Source organism: Glaciimonas sp. PCH181 (genome assembly GCF_003056055.1).
GTDB lineage: Bacteria > Pseudomonadota > Gammaproteobacteria > Burkholderiales > Burkholderiaceae_D > Glaciimonas.
Map to the genome: position 1 here is coordinate 2,252,654 of NZ_PYFP01000001.1, position 17,421 is coordinate 2,270,074.

General features: G+C 50.7%; 7 protein-coding genes and 1 pseudogene. 4 read left to right on the top strand and 4 right to left on the bottom strand.

Going from position 1 to position 17,421, the window contains the following annotated elements:
* Positions 1-226 precede the first annotated feature (226 nt).
* Entirely contained in the window at positions 227-5,464 is a 5,238-nt protein-coding gene (locus C7W93_RS10355) for a hypothetical protein (protein ID WP_161539917.1), read from the bottom strand.
* An 827-nt stretch (positions 5,465-6,291) separates the two neighbouring features.
* On the opposite strand from C7W93_RS10355, the gene pdeR reads away from it, so the two are divergent.
* The gene (gene pdeR / locus C7W93_RS10370; protein WP_370446449.1) at positions 6,292-8,304 is read left to right on the top strand and encodes a cyclic di-GMP phosphodiesterase; all 2,013 of its coding nucleotides are present in this window, start codon (positions 6,292-6,294) and stop codon (positions 8,302-8,304) included.
* A 365-nt stretch (positions 8,305-8,669) separates the two neighbouring features.
* On the opposite strand, the pseudogene C7W93_RS10375 reads toward pdeR, so the two are convergent.
* Positions 8,670-9,518, bottom strand: a pseudogene (locus tag C7W93_RS10375) (crotonase/enoyl-CoA hydratase family protein); the annotation flags it as partial.
* A 1,014-nt stretch (positions 9,519-10,532) separates the two neighbouring features.
* Between C7W93_RS10375 and C7W93_RS10385 the strand changes: the two are divergent.
* The gene (locus C7W93_RS10385; RefSeq protein WP_108439931.1) at positions 10,533-12,698 is read left to right on the top strand and encodes an FUSC family membrane protein; all 2,166 of its coding nucleotides are present in this window, start codon (positions 10,533-10,535) and stop codon (positions 12,696-12,698) included.
* Positions 12,699-12,774: 76 nt separating this feature from the next.
* Here C7W93_RS10385 and C7W93_RS10390 read toward each other — a convergent pair whose 3' ends face one another.
* Together C7W93_RS10390 and C7W93_RS10395 are read right to left on the bottom strand one after the other, a co-directional pair.
* Entirely contained in the window at positions 12,775-13,674 is a 900-nt protein-coding gene (locus tag C7W93_RS10390; protein WP_108439932.1) for an SMP-30/gluconolactonase/LRE family protein, read from the bottom strand.
* 35 nt (positions 13,675-13,709) lie between these two features.
* Positions 13,710-14,501, bottom strand: coding sequence for an SDR family NAD(P)-dependent oxidoreductase (locus tag C7W93_RS10395; RefSeq protein ID WP_108439933.1), 792 nt, complete (start codon positions 14,499-14,501; stop codon positions 13,710-13,712).
* A 222-nt stretch (positions 14,502-14,723) separates the two neighbouring features.
* On the opposite strand from C7W93_RS10395, the gene C7W93_RS10400 reads away from it, so the two are divergent.
* Positions 14,724-15,671 (top strand): LysR family transcriptional regulator, encoded by a 948-nt coding sequence (locus C7W93_RS10400; protein ID WP_108439934.1) that lies wholly within the window; start codon positions 14,724-14,726, stop codon positions 15,669-15,671.
* Positions 15,672-16,007: 336 nt separating this feature from the next.
* Complete coding sequence (locus C7W93_RS10405) at positions 16,008-17,372, top strand: MgtC/SapB family protein (RefSeq protein ID WP_108439935.1); 1,365 nt, start codon at positions 16,008-16,010, stop codon at positions 17,370-17,372.
* Positions 17,373-17,421 lie beyond the last annotated feature (49 nt).

A 17,421-nucleotide genomic window follows, 5' to 3' on the forward strand; every position in this document is an offset into this window, starting at 1 on the left:
GCAGCCTACTGCCAAGGCCCATGTCACCGCAAAAAATACCAGAATTGCGGCGACATAAAGTCCGTCCATTAACAATGCCATCATTGTCCTCATACAAGTTGTTTCAACAATGACAGACTACGGAAAAGGAACTAAAAATGGTGTAAAGAGTCTGGAGCGAGGTGTAAACAAAGTGTAAAAATTGGCGAAAAATTGCGCTAGAACCAATTTAATTGACCGCTCGTTCTTACCTGTTCAGTGCCAACGCGGCAAGCACATGATCTTCATCCTGGGCCGATTGCGCTACACCACTCTTTCGGGCAAGCCAGCCATCGGAGCGAGAAGTCAGCGCTTTACAGATCCGTTGCGGCAGCGGCTTTTTATTCATCGTTTGCATGAGTGCGTTTTCCAACAGCACTTTTTGACCCCGATCACGATAGGGATCGATAACGTGTCCCGCCTCAATAGCATCGAGCTCTTCCGGCGATATCAGATCGACGAGAGCACCAATCAATTTGCGCCGGTCGCTCATTAACTTAGCCCCGTGGGCATCAAAATAGTAGACCGGCTTTGCGTTAAGGATCAGTGTGGTCAGTTCGCCGCCTCGGTCAATTTGATATGCCGCCAGCGGGCCGCTGCCCTGCTTCAGGGCCGAAAATTTTATCTTCACCGGAGTGACATGATTATTTTCTATCCACGGCGAATAGAGAGCGTTAAAGCGTTTGTCTTCGATAAGAGTTTCACTGATATTGTTAATGATTGTGCGCAGACCTTCCGTGTCAGCCAGGGCCGCCATATTGTCCAATCGCGTGCGCAGTATCGACTCTACCGGCCAGCGGGAGCGACCAGGATTGAGCGCCAACAACACATCCAATTTCTGCATTTCGAGAATCGTAATGCGCGGCTCTGCAATGCTAAGGCCCACGTCTGGATGGCCAGCAGGAAAGGTGATCTTTCTGATCATCTCACCCAGATAGTTATCCTCGGCATCCATATTATCGACGCCAACACCGATAGCATTGGTTTGTTCCGGAGCCATGCTGACGAGCTTTCCGGGCGGGCCATCCAGAAACGCTTTCTCGTACCAGATCCGTTGGTTAATCAATTCCGGACCTAATGCTGCCTCGCGCTGAATCCAGTCGGCGAGAACTACTGTGGGACCACGATTGCTGCGACCCAGCCGCGCAGGCACATCCTCCAGATCGGTGAGTGCATGCAGTCCTTCATGCAACCACATGTCCTCACGCGTGATCGGCGCCGGCCCGGTCTCTGACATGAAGTGGACTTTCTTCAATTTTTCTGCATTGATAAAAGTCAGCGTGCGGCCATCGGCTCTGGCGCTTTCTGCATCAAACACAATCTTAAAAAATTTTCCTTTATTTGTTTGTTCGGCATAATTGGCGATCACCCGCATCAGCGGCGATCTTTCATATAGGGTTGCCATATATTTTTCAAACTCACGCGCCTCGGGATGACCAGGATTTTCAAATCTGAAGAGACTTAAAAAAAGATCGAGAAAATCGGGATTCCAATCATTCAGGCCCGGTGTTCCTTTAATTTTTTCCAGATAATCGACGACAGGCTTGACACTGAGACGTTGCGCTAATTCGGCTCTGGAAACGCCCGCGCTGCCGCCTGGCAAACCCGCGCTAACTTCCATCCTATTAGAGGCAGTATTGGTGACAAAAATCGGCCGCGCATCGAGTATTTTTTCACCGGCCAGATTACACTGCACCACACAAAATATGGCGGGATGCACCACTCCTACTCGTCCGCCTCCTAGGTCCACCATACGTAAAACGTCCTTGGTGGGCGTCATAAAGTTTAGTTGCTCGCCTTTTAATACGCGCGGTGCCAATGCGGCAAAACTGTTGGTGCTGATAAAGGGGCTGAAAGCGACATTATGGGGATCCTGATTTAACATTACCTTGCGAGCATTAGAAACAATATCCTGCGCTAACCCCGGCAGCGGGATGCTGGCTTCTTTCAGTAGCGCAATATTCGCGGCTTCCCTTGACGACATCCTCTGTGCGCTTTCGAAAAGCTTACTCTCCACTGTCAGCAATGCCGTTTCGGCAGCCTGACGTATCGCGTTCCAGCTCGCTGAGCCAGCAATTTTGAGCATCCCGCGACGCACAATCCCTTCGGCCAATCCAAACATTAATATCCCTAATGCATCCTCGCTGATATCGAGTGCACCTTCGATCGCTTCGGTGCCGTTTCCCTTAACCAGGCCGTGCACTATGTCGATCGTTCCTTCCAAAAATGGCACCAGTTCTTCGATACCACGTAAGTCTCCGCTAAGAATACCTGCGAGTATAAAATGGCCGATAGAAGAACCGATCACATGCTTGCTCAAAGTGTTATATAAGACTTCGGTCAGACTCTCGGGAGCGACACCGACCATTTGCAATACTTGAAATTTCAGCAGACTATCGAAGTCGGCATCGTTATAAATGATTCCGCTCATGCGCAGACTTTCCCTGACTCTGCTGCGCACCACAGGATGGTCCAACAGATAGGTTTTAAATCCTGTGGCGATTTCCTTTACTTCTTTCTGGACGTCAATGATGCGTCCCTTCAGGATCATGTCGCGCAAATTAAGCTGATCTTTTAACTTGAATTCTTCAAACGGCGATAAGTAAAAATGCCGCTGTCTGTAATCGAATTGCTCCGAAGGTGGGATAGTCACTAGCTTACGCGTATCAATCTCGACATTCGTGAGACCGTTTCTTTGCATCAGTCGGCGTATTTCCGCATTCTGGCTATATTTAGGCGGCTTTTGATACGCCCTCAGGCCGTCATAAAACCAGGCTTGAAGCCTAACGATAAAATCATCCGGACCGGTATAGCGCAACACTTCGGGCGCTTTCATGCAGTCGCCATAATATTTAATAATGCTTCCCAGCAACGGCAAAATCGAGTCCGGGCCGGGTATCTGAAGCGGCAACATCGATTGCTCCAGCCTCGGCAAAAAGAGATGTAACCAGTCGCGAACTGCTTCACCCACTAACAATGGCGCGTAACGATGCTCAACCAGTCTGGCGGTCTGGCGCGCACGCGTATCGCCTGCGTCCAGGTCCAGCATCGGCATCCGCAGGGCGGTCGCCCGATGCAAGGCCGCCAGTACGACAGGCGAGATCGCATTTTTGGATTCATTTGACCAAGCGGCATTCAACCCGAGTAAGTCTTCTATCAGCAATTCCAAATTGGCGTTAGCACGCAGAGGTAGTCCATAAGCTGGCCCCTCACGCTGGATGATGGTGGCGATGGAATGATGTGGGCTGCCAATCGGCCATACCCTATCGAGCATCCAGTCAGACATCATTTTTGAGACGATGGTTTTATAGTCTGCCAACGTCAGCCATAGCTCACCGCAAGCGACGGCCTCACTGCGCTGCGGGTAACGGCGGCGGGCGTATTCGGGCAATGACAACACGGCGCTGGATTGATTTCTAAGCGTTTCTAACGCCTCCGCTGAGATTGCTGGGAGCACACCGGGCGTCTGCGGAATTATTTGCATGACGACCGTTGAATCGGGCAGGTACGGGCTATTGAATAACACTTTAGCAAGACCGTCTGCATTCAACCCAATTGCCCCATTGATCGCACTTCCGCTGTACCAGAATTTGCCATACGCAAGGGGAATTTGAGTGGAAGGCAGACGTAACTGGGCGATCTGCCGATCCTCCAGATCGTCCAGAAGATCCAGCAAGAACATGGCCTGAATATCCGGCATCGAAGGCGGCACCTCAGATAGCGGTTCTGCATTAAGGTTATTTTTTTGGACCGCTTGCGCGAGGAGTGCCGCCTGATCGATCAAAATATTGTAAGTTTGCCCCGGTTCACGCGTCAGAACTACGGCTAACGGCAGTGGTTGTTTATGTTGCGTACAGACTACTTTCAGTAAATTCAACGATGCGAAACCTTCCCGACTAAGCTGCTGCATATCTATCGTTTCGACATTCAGACGCGTTAGCATTTCACAATAGATCGGCTCACCTCGGCCAACATAATCGATGAATTCGCGGTGGTGATATTTCCCTATGCCTAAATTGATTGCACCGTCGTGCTCGCCATCGATGTATAAGCGCCAGGCATCGTCGCCCAGCCAGGCCATGATGTCGTGCAATGCCATCGCCATGTCCCGATCAAATACAAAATTATCGCCCCAAATGCGATTGATTTCTTCAGCGCTCGTCACGTTACGCCAGACGTCATATAGGTTGGTATTCAGGTCCGCGACAGCGCGTTGCGCAGTCTCTCTGCTGCAATCGTGGACGCCTTCCAGCATCAACACCAATACCGCCTCGTACACCCGCATTTTAGTCAGTGGACGGATGATAAATGGTGCGAGCACAGGCGCTGCAAAAACTGTCGATGTCAGCTCTGGCAGGATGGGAATTGGATACATCGTTACAGGCATCGCTGTATTCGGGATTTCATTGCCAAGCAGCACCTCATAGGGCTCTTCCTGTATCCGCATACCCGGTATTCGGACTTGCAATGGGTGCTCGTCACGCTGATTTTCTGTTCTTGAAAGTCCATGTTTCGAGTCGAAGCCACTTGCAATGTTGCGCCTGCCACGCAGACTGTCCGGAACTTGCGTTGCAGGTATTCCCTTATTTGATACTGCGTTTTTTTTGGCAGAAATATGTGATGAAAAACCCCGCGCATCGGCGTCAAAACTATCATCGGAATCATATTCAGAATGGCCAACATCATGATGCACATAATGGTCCAGATAATAGCTAGTCGTGTGGCGTTGCGCGGACTTGCGCCCCATTGACTGTGGCTGGCGCGATAGTGCATTTTTTCCCTGGGAATCAGGTGTTATTTTTTGCGGCCCGATGGATTTTTTTGGACTTAACTTAACAGCATCGTCTATTTTTTTGACGGGCTGCGATACGTTGTCCATTGCACGCAATGCCGTCGGCAAGGGCTGTAGCGCACTGACCGGACGTTCAGTCATGTGCCCGATTGTCGGCTGCCGGGACGCCTTATTTTTTAGGAACTTATTGTTACTGGAATGGAAGCTATGGTTGCGCTGGTATTGCGTCTGAGTCAAAAGACCTGTTTGCTGCGCACCCGCCGCCGCTCTAATCGATGTATTTGACGCACGGAATGCCGGACGTTTTTGCGGTGTACCCGAAATCGATGGCGCGGCCCGAGCGGGCACTGGCACCGCCGCCGCTGCTGCTGCCGCCACCACCACCACCGCTGCCGCTGCCGCTGCCCGCGCAACCGCAACCGGTGCCCGCACCCGCACCCGCACCACCGACACCCGCGCCGCGGGTGTCGGTGGTGCGGGTGCGGGTGCGGGCGCGGGCGCGGGCAGCGCCACAGAATCTTGGTGGGCACCGTGAAATGACGTTTTGAAACCCTCTCTTTTTCGTTGCGTATTGCCAGACTTGCCAGTGATCTCGGACAAGGGACCGTTTATCTGCGCCGGGCGAAACGGCGTCCCTTCTTTTACACGCGGCAAAATTGTCTCTTACCGGGGAAAAGCCTAAGTTGCCGAATAGCAAATGAAGGTAACAGAACATACATTATTTGGACTCCCTGGAAGCATCGAGCAAACTGTATATAGGATTTTCAAAAAAGAAACTTTCACATTTTTGTCATCACAGAGCAGGCTTGCTAAATAAACCTTTAACAGATGTCTATTTTTCTTCAGCAGAGTAAATCATCGACAGACTTAGCTAGGGAGAGCGCAATTTTTTACCCAAAAATCTACCGCAGGAGAAAAAATTTTCCTAGGGAAGTTGCTCTTGAGAAAATAATTATTATGGCTAAATTTGCATCAAATATTGCCGCCATTCCAATACTTTTTTGCTCATTTTGTGATAGGCTCAATCGCTGCTTGCGCAAAGGAAAGTATTACGCTTACTGAACCCATGTAAAACACCATGCCCGACTTTATTTTCTTTGAAAATATCACCACATTTTTTTCCAGAGCGGTGCTGTTGCATGGGCTTTCTACGCATTGCGATCCAGACAACCGACAGCAAGGGACGCAGCATAGCGACACCGCTTTTCGACCTGCTTTTGGATCAAACAATACAAGCGCATCATCTATAGCTTGCATACTGGCCAGCAACATTATCGCCATGTGCTTTGCTAAAAAACAACGGTGTTTAGGCACGCTTAACTAGGGATTTCCCATGATGTATCGCTATACAGTGTTGCCGCCCGTTAAAAGTTTGGGTTTTTGTAGCCGTAAAAATGCTATTGGCGTAATGTTGCATAGCAGAAGCAATCTAATGGATCACGCCTTCACGCGCCTGACACGAGAGAGTCGCCATGCTTAATATTGAAGAAGACATCGATAACCCACAGCTGTTTACGCATTTCGGTACTCCCAGTCCTTGCTGGAAGTTAACCACTGATAGTGATGCGCTGGAATTATCAGGCGACAAAGACATGGTGACCGTCGCCATCGAACTCTCCGCCGGTCAAGCCATGGAAGTAAGATCGATGACGGGCGTCACTTCTAGCCTGGCGCTTTCTGTGGCAATTTTCGGCAATCCTATAAGACTTCATCTGGTGGGGCGAAAAATCGATACTTGGCTATGGGGCGGGACTGCAGCACACTATGGCGACACTGACGCGGTAGCGAAGGATCTGGAAAGCAGCCTGACCTTTGCCGAGCAAGTCGTCTCTGAAGTAAATTCGCTGGTTGTCATCATCGACAGCGGCGGAAAAATCAAACGCTTCAATCGGCTCTGCGAAGAAGTTACCGGCGTCATGGAATCCGATGTCGTCGGCAAGAACGCATTAGATCTCTTTGTTAACGAGAAGCAGCGGGAAGACACACGCTCTAGCGTCGGTGACTTCTTCCGCAAAGAAAAAACCTACGAAACATTCCGTCCGATCAATACCAAAAAAGGTGTGCGCACCATTAGATGGCGCAACACGATTATTGAGTCCGGCAGCGGCGTACCCGAGAAATACCTGGTTTGTTCCGGCACCGATGTGACCGAAGAACTGCGGGCGCAAGAGCGGCTGGTCGAGATGGCCAATACCGACGTTTTGACCGGGCTGCCAAACCGCAACGCAATTCAGGACAAAATCAGCGCGGCAGTCAGTGCACCTAATGCCGACTCCTTCGGGCTGATATTCCTCGATCTCGATAATTTCAAAAAAGTGAATGACCACTACGGCCATATCACTGGCGATACACTGATTAAAGCCGTCTCCGTCGCCTTAGGTGGCTGTCTCAGCGAAAACGATGTGCTGGCGCGCCTGGGTGGCGATGAATTCTTGATTATGGTCGCCAACCGCTCGCAGGCTGCCGTAGAAGCCACCGCTCAACGCATTCTTGAGCGGATGAAACTACCCTTCCAACTTCAGCGCGCAGAGGTTTATTCCGGATGCTCGCTCGGGATTGCCATGTTCCCCGAACATGGGGCAAATCTCGAAGAATTGGTACGTAGCGCGGATACTGCAATGTATGTCGCAAAAGACGAAGGCAAACGCACGTATTGCGTGTTCTCGGCCGAGATGAACAAAAAAGTCAGCGAATATGTCTGGCTCGACACCAACATGCGCAATGCGCTGGCGGAAAATCAATTCGAATTGTATTACCAGCCGAAAGTATCGCTTCTGACCGGAAAAGTAGATAGCGTCGAAGCATTGCTTCGCTGGAACCACCCGAAGCGCGGCTTCATTCTGCCGGGTACATTTATTCCGTATGCAGAGGAATCAGGCCTGATTGTGCCGTTAGGACGCTGGGTAATGGACACTGCGGCGAAGCAAGCCGGCATTTGGAAAAAACAGGGACTAAACTTGCGTGTTGCCATCAATATATCGGCGCGGCAACTGCGTATCCCCACCATCATTGAAGACTTTACGAAGGCAATTTTGTCGAATGATCTGTCGCCTTCAATGGTCGACATTGAATTGACTGAAAGCTGTCTGATAGAAGATGAGAAATTGGCGCATCGGTTGATCCGCATGTTCCGCGAACTTGGTGCGCAAGTACATCTGGATGACTTTGGTACGGGCTACTCTTCGCTGTCGCAACTGGCCCGTTTGCCGCTGGATGTGATCAAACTCGATGGCAGTTTTATTCAGTCAATTCATACAGATGCGAAAGCACAAGCGCTGGTGCGTTCGATGGTCGCAGTCGGTCATGAATTGAGCCTGAAAATAGTCGCAGAATGTGTCGAAACCCCTGAGCAAGCAGATTTCTTGCGTAATATCGGAATCGATTACGCGCAAGGTTATCTGTTCGCGAAACCAATGAAGCTATCGGACTTTAACGCCTGGATGCCGGCATCGTCGAGCAAAGTAGTTCGTCTGATTACCAAGCGCGTAAGCTGATCGCTACAGAAACTGTCTATTTTTTAGGCATATTTTTTAGACATATTTCTTAGGCATATTTCTCTCGCCATTTTGGTGAGATACCAAAAATCACCATGATCGTTTAAAAGCCCCGGAAGTCAGTGACTTTCCGAGGCTTTTTTGCGTTGTATGTCGTCACGTCAATATCTGATCGATGGTGCTATGAAAGAGGCGATAGGCGAAGGAAAAATTGTCAACGTCGGCTTTTTGAATTCCGCATATTGCAATTAGTTGTTTGGGGGCGGTACGACGGATAGTATCGGACTAATAGTGCCTATCGGTCCCAAAGGAGCAGAACTTGACGGCGTTAGAACATCTTTACTCGCAGTGGCCGCTGCCGGGGATTTACTGCCCCGCTTATTTTGCAGCAGTACCAACCGTTCCATGTAGGCAAGATCTTTCTCTTGCAACTGGAATGCGGATTCGGCCCAATCTTCCGTAATATCCAGCAATTCAGTTTTCGTAATAGGCAAAACACGGCGACGGGTACGCAACATTGCACGAATACCGTTGAGTTTTGGCCGTACGCCATCAATAAAGGTACGCGTCGCCTTGTAGGCCTCTCCCTCATCAAACAAGCGATCAACCAAGCCTTTTTCGTGGTGCCAAACTGCGCTATGCGCCTCGCCGGTGCTAATCAACTGCTCGGCAAGTCGCATGTGCGCTTTGCGCGCGACCAACGAATAAGCTCCCATGCCGGGATATAAATTAAAGGCGATTTCCGGAAAACCCAATTTCGCATCTTTCTGCGCCAGTACGTATTCGTGCGCCAGCGCCGCTTCGAAGCCACCGCCCAGCGCAGTACCCTCGACCATCGCAATCGTGATGGCGCCCACGCCAAAGCCGTTCATTGCCTCGTATACGGCATCCACACAGGCGCGCGCATAGGCCATCAAAGGCGCACGTTCGCCAGAGCGAATGTGATGCGCAAAATAGGACAAATCGCCACCAACGTTATACAACCCCGGCACAGTCGAACCTGTGACCCAAAAATCGATCGGCAAATGAAAGGCGCGGGCAGCGCGCGTCAGGTTCGAGATATCTCTCAAAAGCTCCGGATTGAAGCAAGGCCGTGGATGGGCATGCAACATCATCCACATCACATTGCGTTCGGCTTCGTACCACGCGGACATTTGGGAAAGCGTACCGGCTTCGATAAAACGTCGGGTTTTAGGATGATTGAGTAATGGCATTCAGAAACTAATCTAATAAAGGAGATACAAGTCGCAAAGTAGTGGCCAATACTGATATGGGTGAAACATAACAAATCAAATTTTCCGCATCTCCCCTGCCCTAAACTCAGGAAGAATCGGATCGCCTCCTATGACTATCTCTACCGATGATGCCACTGGCGACGCTGGTGAAGTTCATAATATTAGTAGTATTAGCTGGGAGGCTTTGAATAGGCGATGTTGCATGAAAATTTAGATAGATAGGAAATGGCACAACAGCGGCAAGTAGCGCTTAACGTCCGAAAACAGGCAGGGCGTCGCGCGTATATTGCTGCATCATCGCTCAAAATTACATCGCCTAGGGAAACAAAGCAAAAAACCAACGCCGTGCGCACATCAGATTTTCCACGCAGCAAAATGCGGACGCGTAAATCTTTTTTTATAGAACCTTTACGAGAGACATTGCACCTAAGCGCATTGTCAGAAATATCAGTAATCTTAGCAGTGTTATGACAACCAAATACGACCAGATTTTTTTAGGCGATTTCTACGCGTACGCTCTTTCAATCATGCTGTACAACGATGCTCGCCATTTTTCAACGATTTTTATTTTACAACATTTCTAAATAGAAATTACATTCAAAAAATCGTGAATATATAAATCAGATCGCTAATACCACAAACTGCGAGCGGGACCCAAAACCGCCCCCTTACTCAAGCGCAGGCACGATTAATACCCTCTCCTGTCGCCGGTCGAGCCTCAAAATTAAACACTTTATCGACGCATCAAATGCGCTGTTTATCGAAAACCTTACCGGATCCGCAACGATGATTAACGTCATCGCATGTTCATAAACTCATACTGTAGAAATACTCTAACAAACATCAGACATTCAACCCTACTAAGCCACCCACGTGTGTTTTCGCTGCATTTTTTATTTTCTTCATGGCAATGAAACGATGGTATTTACCCTGATTTAAGCCCATCAAACGCGGTACACTTTCTCGTTGCCGCCATTGTCATAGAAACTACATATGCACTACGCACTCGATCTTCGAACGTTTATATTTAGTCACTATTTTTACACAGGGCTGCGAATTGCTACAGGGGTGGTCGGGTTAACAATGTTGGTGCTGCCGTTCACCGATTTGCCGACCGCAATGACGATTTGTATAGGCGCACTATCGACTAGCCTGATGGATTTGCCTAGTCCTTTGCGGCACAAATTCAATGAAATGCTGTCCAGCGTTCTGCTATGTACAGCGGTGACGCTGATTATTAGTTTATGCGAACCTTTTCCTTATTTACTCAGCGTTATGCTGGTGTTGGTGACGTTTTTGGCTTGCATGATGGTCGTGTATGGCAAAAAAGCGATGCCACTACAGTTCGCCGCGTTGTTTGCAATGACGCTGTCGATGGGCAATACCGCCTCTATCGCGGGGGCTTTTTTACATACTGGCGTGTTTCTGGCAGGCGGTTTGGTTTACCTGACGTATTCGATGGTGGTGTCGTGGTTTCTGCGGCGTCGCATTAAGCAACAAGTCTTGGCGGAGGCGTTGTTCGAGCTGGCACGCTATCTGGATATCAAGGCCGATTTTTACGACATGCACGTTGAACTTGGCAATCAGTTCAACCGCCTGGTGCGCCAGCAAATTGTACTGGCGGAGAAACAACAAGCATCCCGCGATCTGATTTTGCGCGGCCCCAAAAGTCAGCAAAACGCAATTCTGGTGCAAGTACATTTCGGTATGTTCGATCTGTATGAACATATTCTCTCTACCCATACTGACTATCTCCAGCTACGCCAGCACTTTGCCGATGCAGATATTCTGACGTATTTCCGCGACTTGATTAACAAGGCCGCCAAGGATATCGAAACCATCGCCTACGCGATTACCCGCAAGCGCGCATCTTTCCGCACGGTGAGCTACAAGGCTGAATTGCGCGCAATTGAAATAGAGCTGCAACAGCTACAGCAAGATAGTCTGGCCGGAAAAATGCCGGAAGAAGCGATGGCGTTATTGCGCGTTACGTATAATAAAATCCGCGATACCGTCGACATGATCGACGAATTGCACCGCGCCACGCAGGGCACGCATGGCGAATTGCCAGAAATGCTGGGCTCGGACATGACGCCGTTCCTGACGCAGCAAAAGTATCAACTGGGTGTGTTGGTATCGAACTTACGCTGGCAATCGCCGGTATTTCGTTTTGCGATACGCGTTGCGATGGCGATTACGCTTGGTTTGGTGATCGCCGCGCATCTGCCCTACACATCGCACGGTTATTGGATAGTGCTGACGATTGCGATCATCATGAAGCCCACATTCAGCCAAACCAAACAACGCCGCGGAGATCGTCTGCTGGGGACCTTGATCGGCTGCGTAGCAACAGCGCTGATTCTGCATTTCGTCCACGAACCAGTCGCGCTGCTGGGATTTTTGTTTTTGGCGACGGTGGCTGCGCCCGCCTTCATTTACGTTAAATATCGCTACACGGCGATTGCTGCCAGTATGCAGATACTGCTACAGATCAATCTGGTGCTGCCGAGCAGCGGCCATGTCATCGGCGAACGCCTGATTGACACCATAATCGGCGCGGCCATCGCGACGGCTTTCAGCTTCGTGCTGCCAAGTTGGGAATATCGCACGTTGCCGCAATTGATTCGCCGCGTGCTGGCGAGTAATCAGAAGTATCTGGAAGCGGCAAATAACATGCTGCAGGCAAAAACCCCTGACGATTTTATTTATCGGGTTTGTCGCAAGCGGTTTCTGGATAGTATTGCTGATCTGGTGTCTACACTAGTCAGAATGTTGGATGAACCCGTCAGCAAACAGCGGGCCGCAGAAGAACTCAATCAATTTATCGTCCAAAATTATCTGATAATGGCGCACATCGCTGCGCTACGCTTGCTGCTGAAGCGGAATCAGGACAGTGTGCCGCAAACCGCGGTGAATGCGCTGTTGCAACAGGCTACGACGCATGTATGTTTATCGCTGACGCATGCTGAGCAGGTGCTTAATCCAAAGGCTGCATCGCCCTCACCTGCCGATGAACCGATCGTTGAGACCGTCGAGATAACCGCAGAGACAACCTTGTGGGCGGGCTGGTGGCCATTGCAAAAACGGATTGAATTGCTGTATCAGGATGCTGACAAGATTTCCTTGCGCAGCGCTGACATTGGACGGATTTTGAATTAATTTCGCATGTATGGATGATGAAATCAGGCCTGCCACGCTGAATTCATCATCGATTTTTCAGTAGGATAGCAAACCATCAAACCAGAAAACGTCCTTCCGGCAAACCCCGTACATCTTCCAATACCACGCTAAAGATACCCCCGGAATGCGGCTGAAGCAGCAATGCTTCAGCCGATAAATCTTCTCGTGCAGTAGTCACAAACAAGGTCGACAATCCCGCACTGCCGAAAGCTACGCAACTGGGTTGTGAAACCGGAATCGTAACGATCCGGTCTACGCTGCCATCAGGAGCAAAGCGCACCACCCGATAGCCGCCCCACTGCGCGTTCCACAGATAACCCTCGCTGTCGATCGTTGAGCCGTCAGGCGAGCCCGGCTGATCGACCATATCCGTAAACAAACGGTCATTGCCGAAAGCAACTACCGGCGCAGCGCCATCCAATGCTTCATAGTCGCAGCAGCGTATCGTATTGCTGATCGTGTCGCAGTAATACATGGTTGCGCCGTCTGGGCTAAAACAGATGCTATTGCTGATTGCCACCGGCGCCAGCGGCAAGCGTTCCAGCGTTAAATCGGTATTGAGACGATAGAAACTGCAAGTGGCAGCGCGATCCAGCGCATCGGTTTTGGTGCCGAATACAAAGCGCCCCTGACGGTCGCAGCGGCCATCATTGATGCGCGTAGTCAACAGCTCTGCCTCCACCGTCACAATCGGCGTCACCGCGCCGCTGGAAAAATTAAACCAGGCTAATTGCGATGCCAACCCTAGTAACAACCGGTCATCATTTGCCGTGAGCGCAAACGTTGCCAGCATTTCGGGCATTGCCCAGCTTTCCGTCTCGCCGCTAACGGGCGTATGACACCACAGACGCGATGCCAGAATATCGGTCCACAGCAAGCGTCCGCTGCGCTCACACCACAGCACGCCTTCGCCGAGTAAATGCTGGCCATCCAACAGCAAGCTGGCAGTTTTCATCGCGTTTATCATCTTTGCCCCTCAGCGTTATCGGATTAAACCCAGCCGCCATCAACTATGAAATCTTGCGCGGTACACATTTTGCTGTCATCGGCCGCCAAAAACAGCGCCATGCGCGAAATATCCCCAGAATCCAGACGCGCTTTCAGACATTGCATTTGATCGATCTCACGTTCGCCAGCGTCATCCAGCCAAAGTTTGATCTGCTTCTCGGTCATTACCCAACCCGGCACCAACGTATTAACACGGATATTGTGAGGACCCAGATCACGCGCCAAAGAGCGCGTCAAACCTTGAATCGCCGCTTTAGAGGTCGTGTAGGCTGGCATGCCGCCGGTTTTATTTTTCCAGCTAATGGATCCCAGATTGATGATCGAACCGCCGCCGAGTTTTTGCATATCGTCCATCACGGCTTGCGCTGCAAAAAACTGGTGCCGCAAATTGACCGCCATGCCGTTGTCCCAACTCGCGACGGTGGTCTCGGCAATGCTATGGCGATGATCGTTGGCAGCGTTGTTGACCAGGATTGAAATCGGACCGAAATGATCACGCGCAGTGCTGATCGCAGCTTGTAGCGCGGGGATATCGCAGACATCGCATGGCAAAAAGAGCGGTACATGGCATTTCTGACCTGCGCCTTCCGCGGCAATGGCGGCGATTAGCTGCTCTGCGGCCTCTTGATTGCGGCCAAGAAAACTGACTTTGGCCCCTTGCGCGACAAATTGCGCCACCATATCAGCGCCGATCCCGGTTGTACCGCCACTAATCAGTACGGTGCGGTCAGTCAGACTTGGATAGCTGGCGAAAGTTGTGTTCAGGTTTGTCATGCTGTGGGATCCTTTTACGGTGTGTAGGGCGGCGCGGACAGACTGATCGCCGAAATTATAAGCATAGTGTAAAGAGTGCTGCGATATCTTTCTAATGAATTTTTATGCCGTTTCAATACTGAATTTGGTATCATTTTGGCCTAATGAGGGTACAGTTAGGCGATGGCTGAACAGCCGTTGAACCCTAGTTGAAAAACGATAATAAAACCATCCGGGACGAGAATGTCAAATAGCGATAACAACTGGTTTCTCCGCGCGCGCCTCAAAACACGTCAGCTTTTGCTGTTAATCGCGCTAGACGAAGAGCGCAATATCCATCGGGCAGCCGAGGCGTTGAACATGACACAACCGGCGGCTTCCAAGCAATTGAAGGATTTGGAAGACATGCTGGACGTGCAATTATTTGAACGTTTGCCACGTGGTATGCGTCCGACTATTTATGGCGAGGCGATGATTCGTCATTCGCGTATGGCGCTGACTAGTCTGTCGCAAGCGCATGATGACATCACAGCGTTGAAGTCCGGTTTGTCGGGGCAGGTTGATGTGGGAGCGATTCTGACGCCGGGGATGAATTTGGTACCTGCGGCGATTGCGAGTGTGAAGCAGCATTCGCCGATGTTGCGGATCGGGATTGAAATCGAGAGTAGCAATATCCTGCTAGAGCGGATGCAGCGCGGGTCGCTGGATTTTATGGTGGCGCGGATTTTGGATGCTGAGGATAACGGGAATCTGGATCTGGAGTATGAGGAGCTGGCTGATGAGCCGGTATGTGCGGTTGCCCGGATTGATCATCCTTTGCGGAATGTTTCCAATTTGCAACTAAAAGATATTGCGGGGGCTGGGTGGATACTGTCGCCGCGCGGTAGTATTTTGCGGCATCGCAGCGATATGATGTTTCATAAGAATGGCTTGCCGCCGCCGACTAATGTTGTTGATACCACTGCTGCGTTGGCGATTATTAGTTTGTTGCAGCAGACGGATTTTTTACATGTGATGCCGGTTGAGGTGTCGCGGTTTTATGCGCAGTTGAATGTGTTGGCGATTTTGCCAATTGAGTTGCCGTGCAAGATGGATGGGTTTGGCATTATTACGCGGCGTAATCAGATTTTATCGCCGGGGGCGAAGATTTTGCAGCAGGCTATTCGGGAAGCGGCTAAGACTATTTATTAAGTTTGGGTAATCCGCGGTTGCGGAGGGCTTAGATCGTTTTGTTTTAGCTGATTTTGCGAGTTGAGGTCATGGAAGCGGTTTGATTTAAGCAAAGATATAGCGTTGCGTTTATAGTTTCCTCTGAAAGAAGTTGTTTTAGATTTGGATTAGGTGCGGGAGCGTTGCGGTTATTAGGTTGGGTTGTAATTGAAACGGGTTTTTCTCCGTGGAAGCAAGCCGGGGGCGCCTAGCCTAAGCAAGAAAAAGTAACTAGCTGCCGGGCTACTCCCGGCGAACTAACCACGGAGAAACACCCGTTTCAAACACCGACTAACCGAACACAAAAAACAACAGGTCATGACAACTCTCGATCCCAATACCCTAAACATAGCCGCCCAACCACTGATCCAGATAGGCATGTCCCTGCCAGAAGTAAAATGGCCCTATTTAATCAGTCTGACCCGTCTAGGTCTGGCGCTAGCATTAGGCTTGCTAATCGGATTAGAACGCGAACGCCGCGGCAAAGAAGCGGGGCTCCGCACCTTCGGCTTAGTTGCGTTGCTAGGCGGCATGGGCGGCATCCTTGGCGACACCTACGCCTATTTAATTCTATTCATGACCGGCGGTTTAACCGTATTCCTAAACCTGCAACGCCTTCGCACCCACGTCAGCACTGAACTCACCACCTCCGCCGCGATGCTGATTACCTGCGTCATCGGCATCCTCTGCGGCAAAGGCCACACCGCCACCCCAGCTTCCGTCATGGTGATTGTCACCGCCCTATTGGCATGGAAAGATCGTCTTGCTGGATTCAGCGTCGGCCTGACTGAAGCCGAAATGCGCTCCGCATTGATGCTGGCAATTCTCGCCATCGTGATTTATCCCGCGCTACCGATGGGCGCCATCGGCCCTTGGAACCTGATCGAACCACGCGCCGCATGGGTCACTGTGATCCTGATTGCTGGCATCGGTTTTATCAACTACGTACTCTGGAAAATATACGGCACACGCGGCATTGCGCTGGCAGGATTTCTGGGCGGACTGGTCAACAGCAGCGTCACCGTCAACGAAATGGCATCGCGTGCCAAAGACAACCATCCCGAAACGGTCAGCGCTGCCTATCGCGGCATTCTGCTGGCAACCTCAGCGATGACGATACGTAACGCCTGCCTGTTATTTATTCTTGCGCCAGAAGCCGCTCTCACCGCCGCCGTGCCGTTCTTTTTGATGTTACTGGTCAACGCAGGCTGGTTCTTCATGGACCGCAATTCGCATCGCACCACTGACGATAGCCAAGCCGAACCAGTCGATTTGCCACTGCCATTTTCGGTCACTGCAGCACTCAAATATGGCTTGCTGTTTCTGATCTTGCACATCGCGGGCGTCGTGACTCAAAACTCGTTTGGTGAGCTTGGCTTTTATGCCGTTAGTCTGATCGGCGGGATCGTCTCCAGCGCCAGTGCAGTGGCGGCTGCGGCCAGTTTGCTGACCAACAATGCGATATCTGCGCACGTCGTCTCGACCGGTGCGGTAATCGCTTCGTTATCCAGCGTATTGATCAATCTTCCACTGGTATTACGTGCCCGTAATCGCGGCTTGACAGTGAGATTGACGCTGGCAATGCTATCGATTTCGGTAGTGGGGATTGTCGGCGCGCTGACCTCTGCCCGAGTCATTCCTTTGCTGATCAAAGAATTCCCGGTGCTGGCGCAATTTTATTGAGATTAACCGCATCGTCGGCCGCATTCTCTGCGGCCGACTTTATAGTCAA

Coding starts and splice junctions, on each gene's coding strand:
- C7W93_RS10385 (WP_108439931.1), top strand. CDS start 10,533: ATGCACTACGCACTCGATCTTCGAACGTTTATATTTAGTCACTATTTT.
- C7W93_RS10390 (WP_108439932.1), bottom strand. CDS start 13,674: ATGAAAACTGCCAGCTTGCTGTTGGATGGCCAGCATTTACTCGGCGAA.
- C7W93_RS10395 (WP_108439933.1), bottom strand. CDS start 14,501: ATGACAAACCTGAACACAACTTTCGCCAGCTATCCAAGTCTGACTGAC.
- C7W93_RS10400 (WP_108439934.1), top strand. CDS start 14,724: ATGTCAAATAGCGATAACAACTGGTTTCTCCGCGCGCGCCTCAAAACA.
- C7W93_RS10405 (WP_108439935.1), top strand. CDS start 16,008: ATGACAACTCTCGATCCCAATACCCTAAACATAGCCGCCCAACCACTG.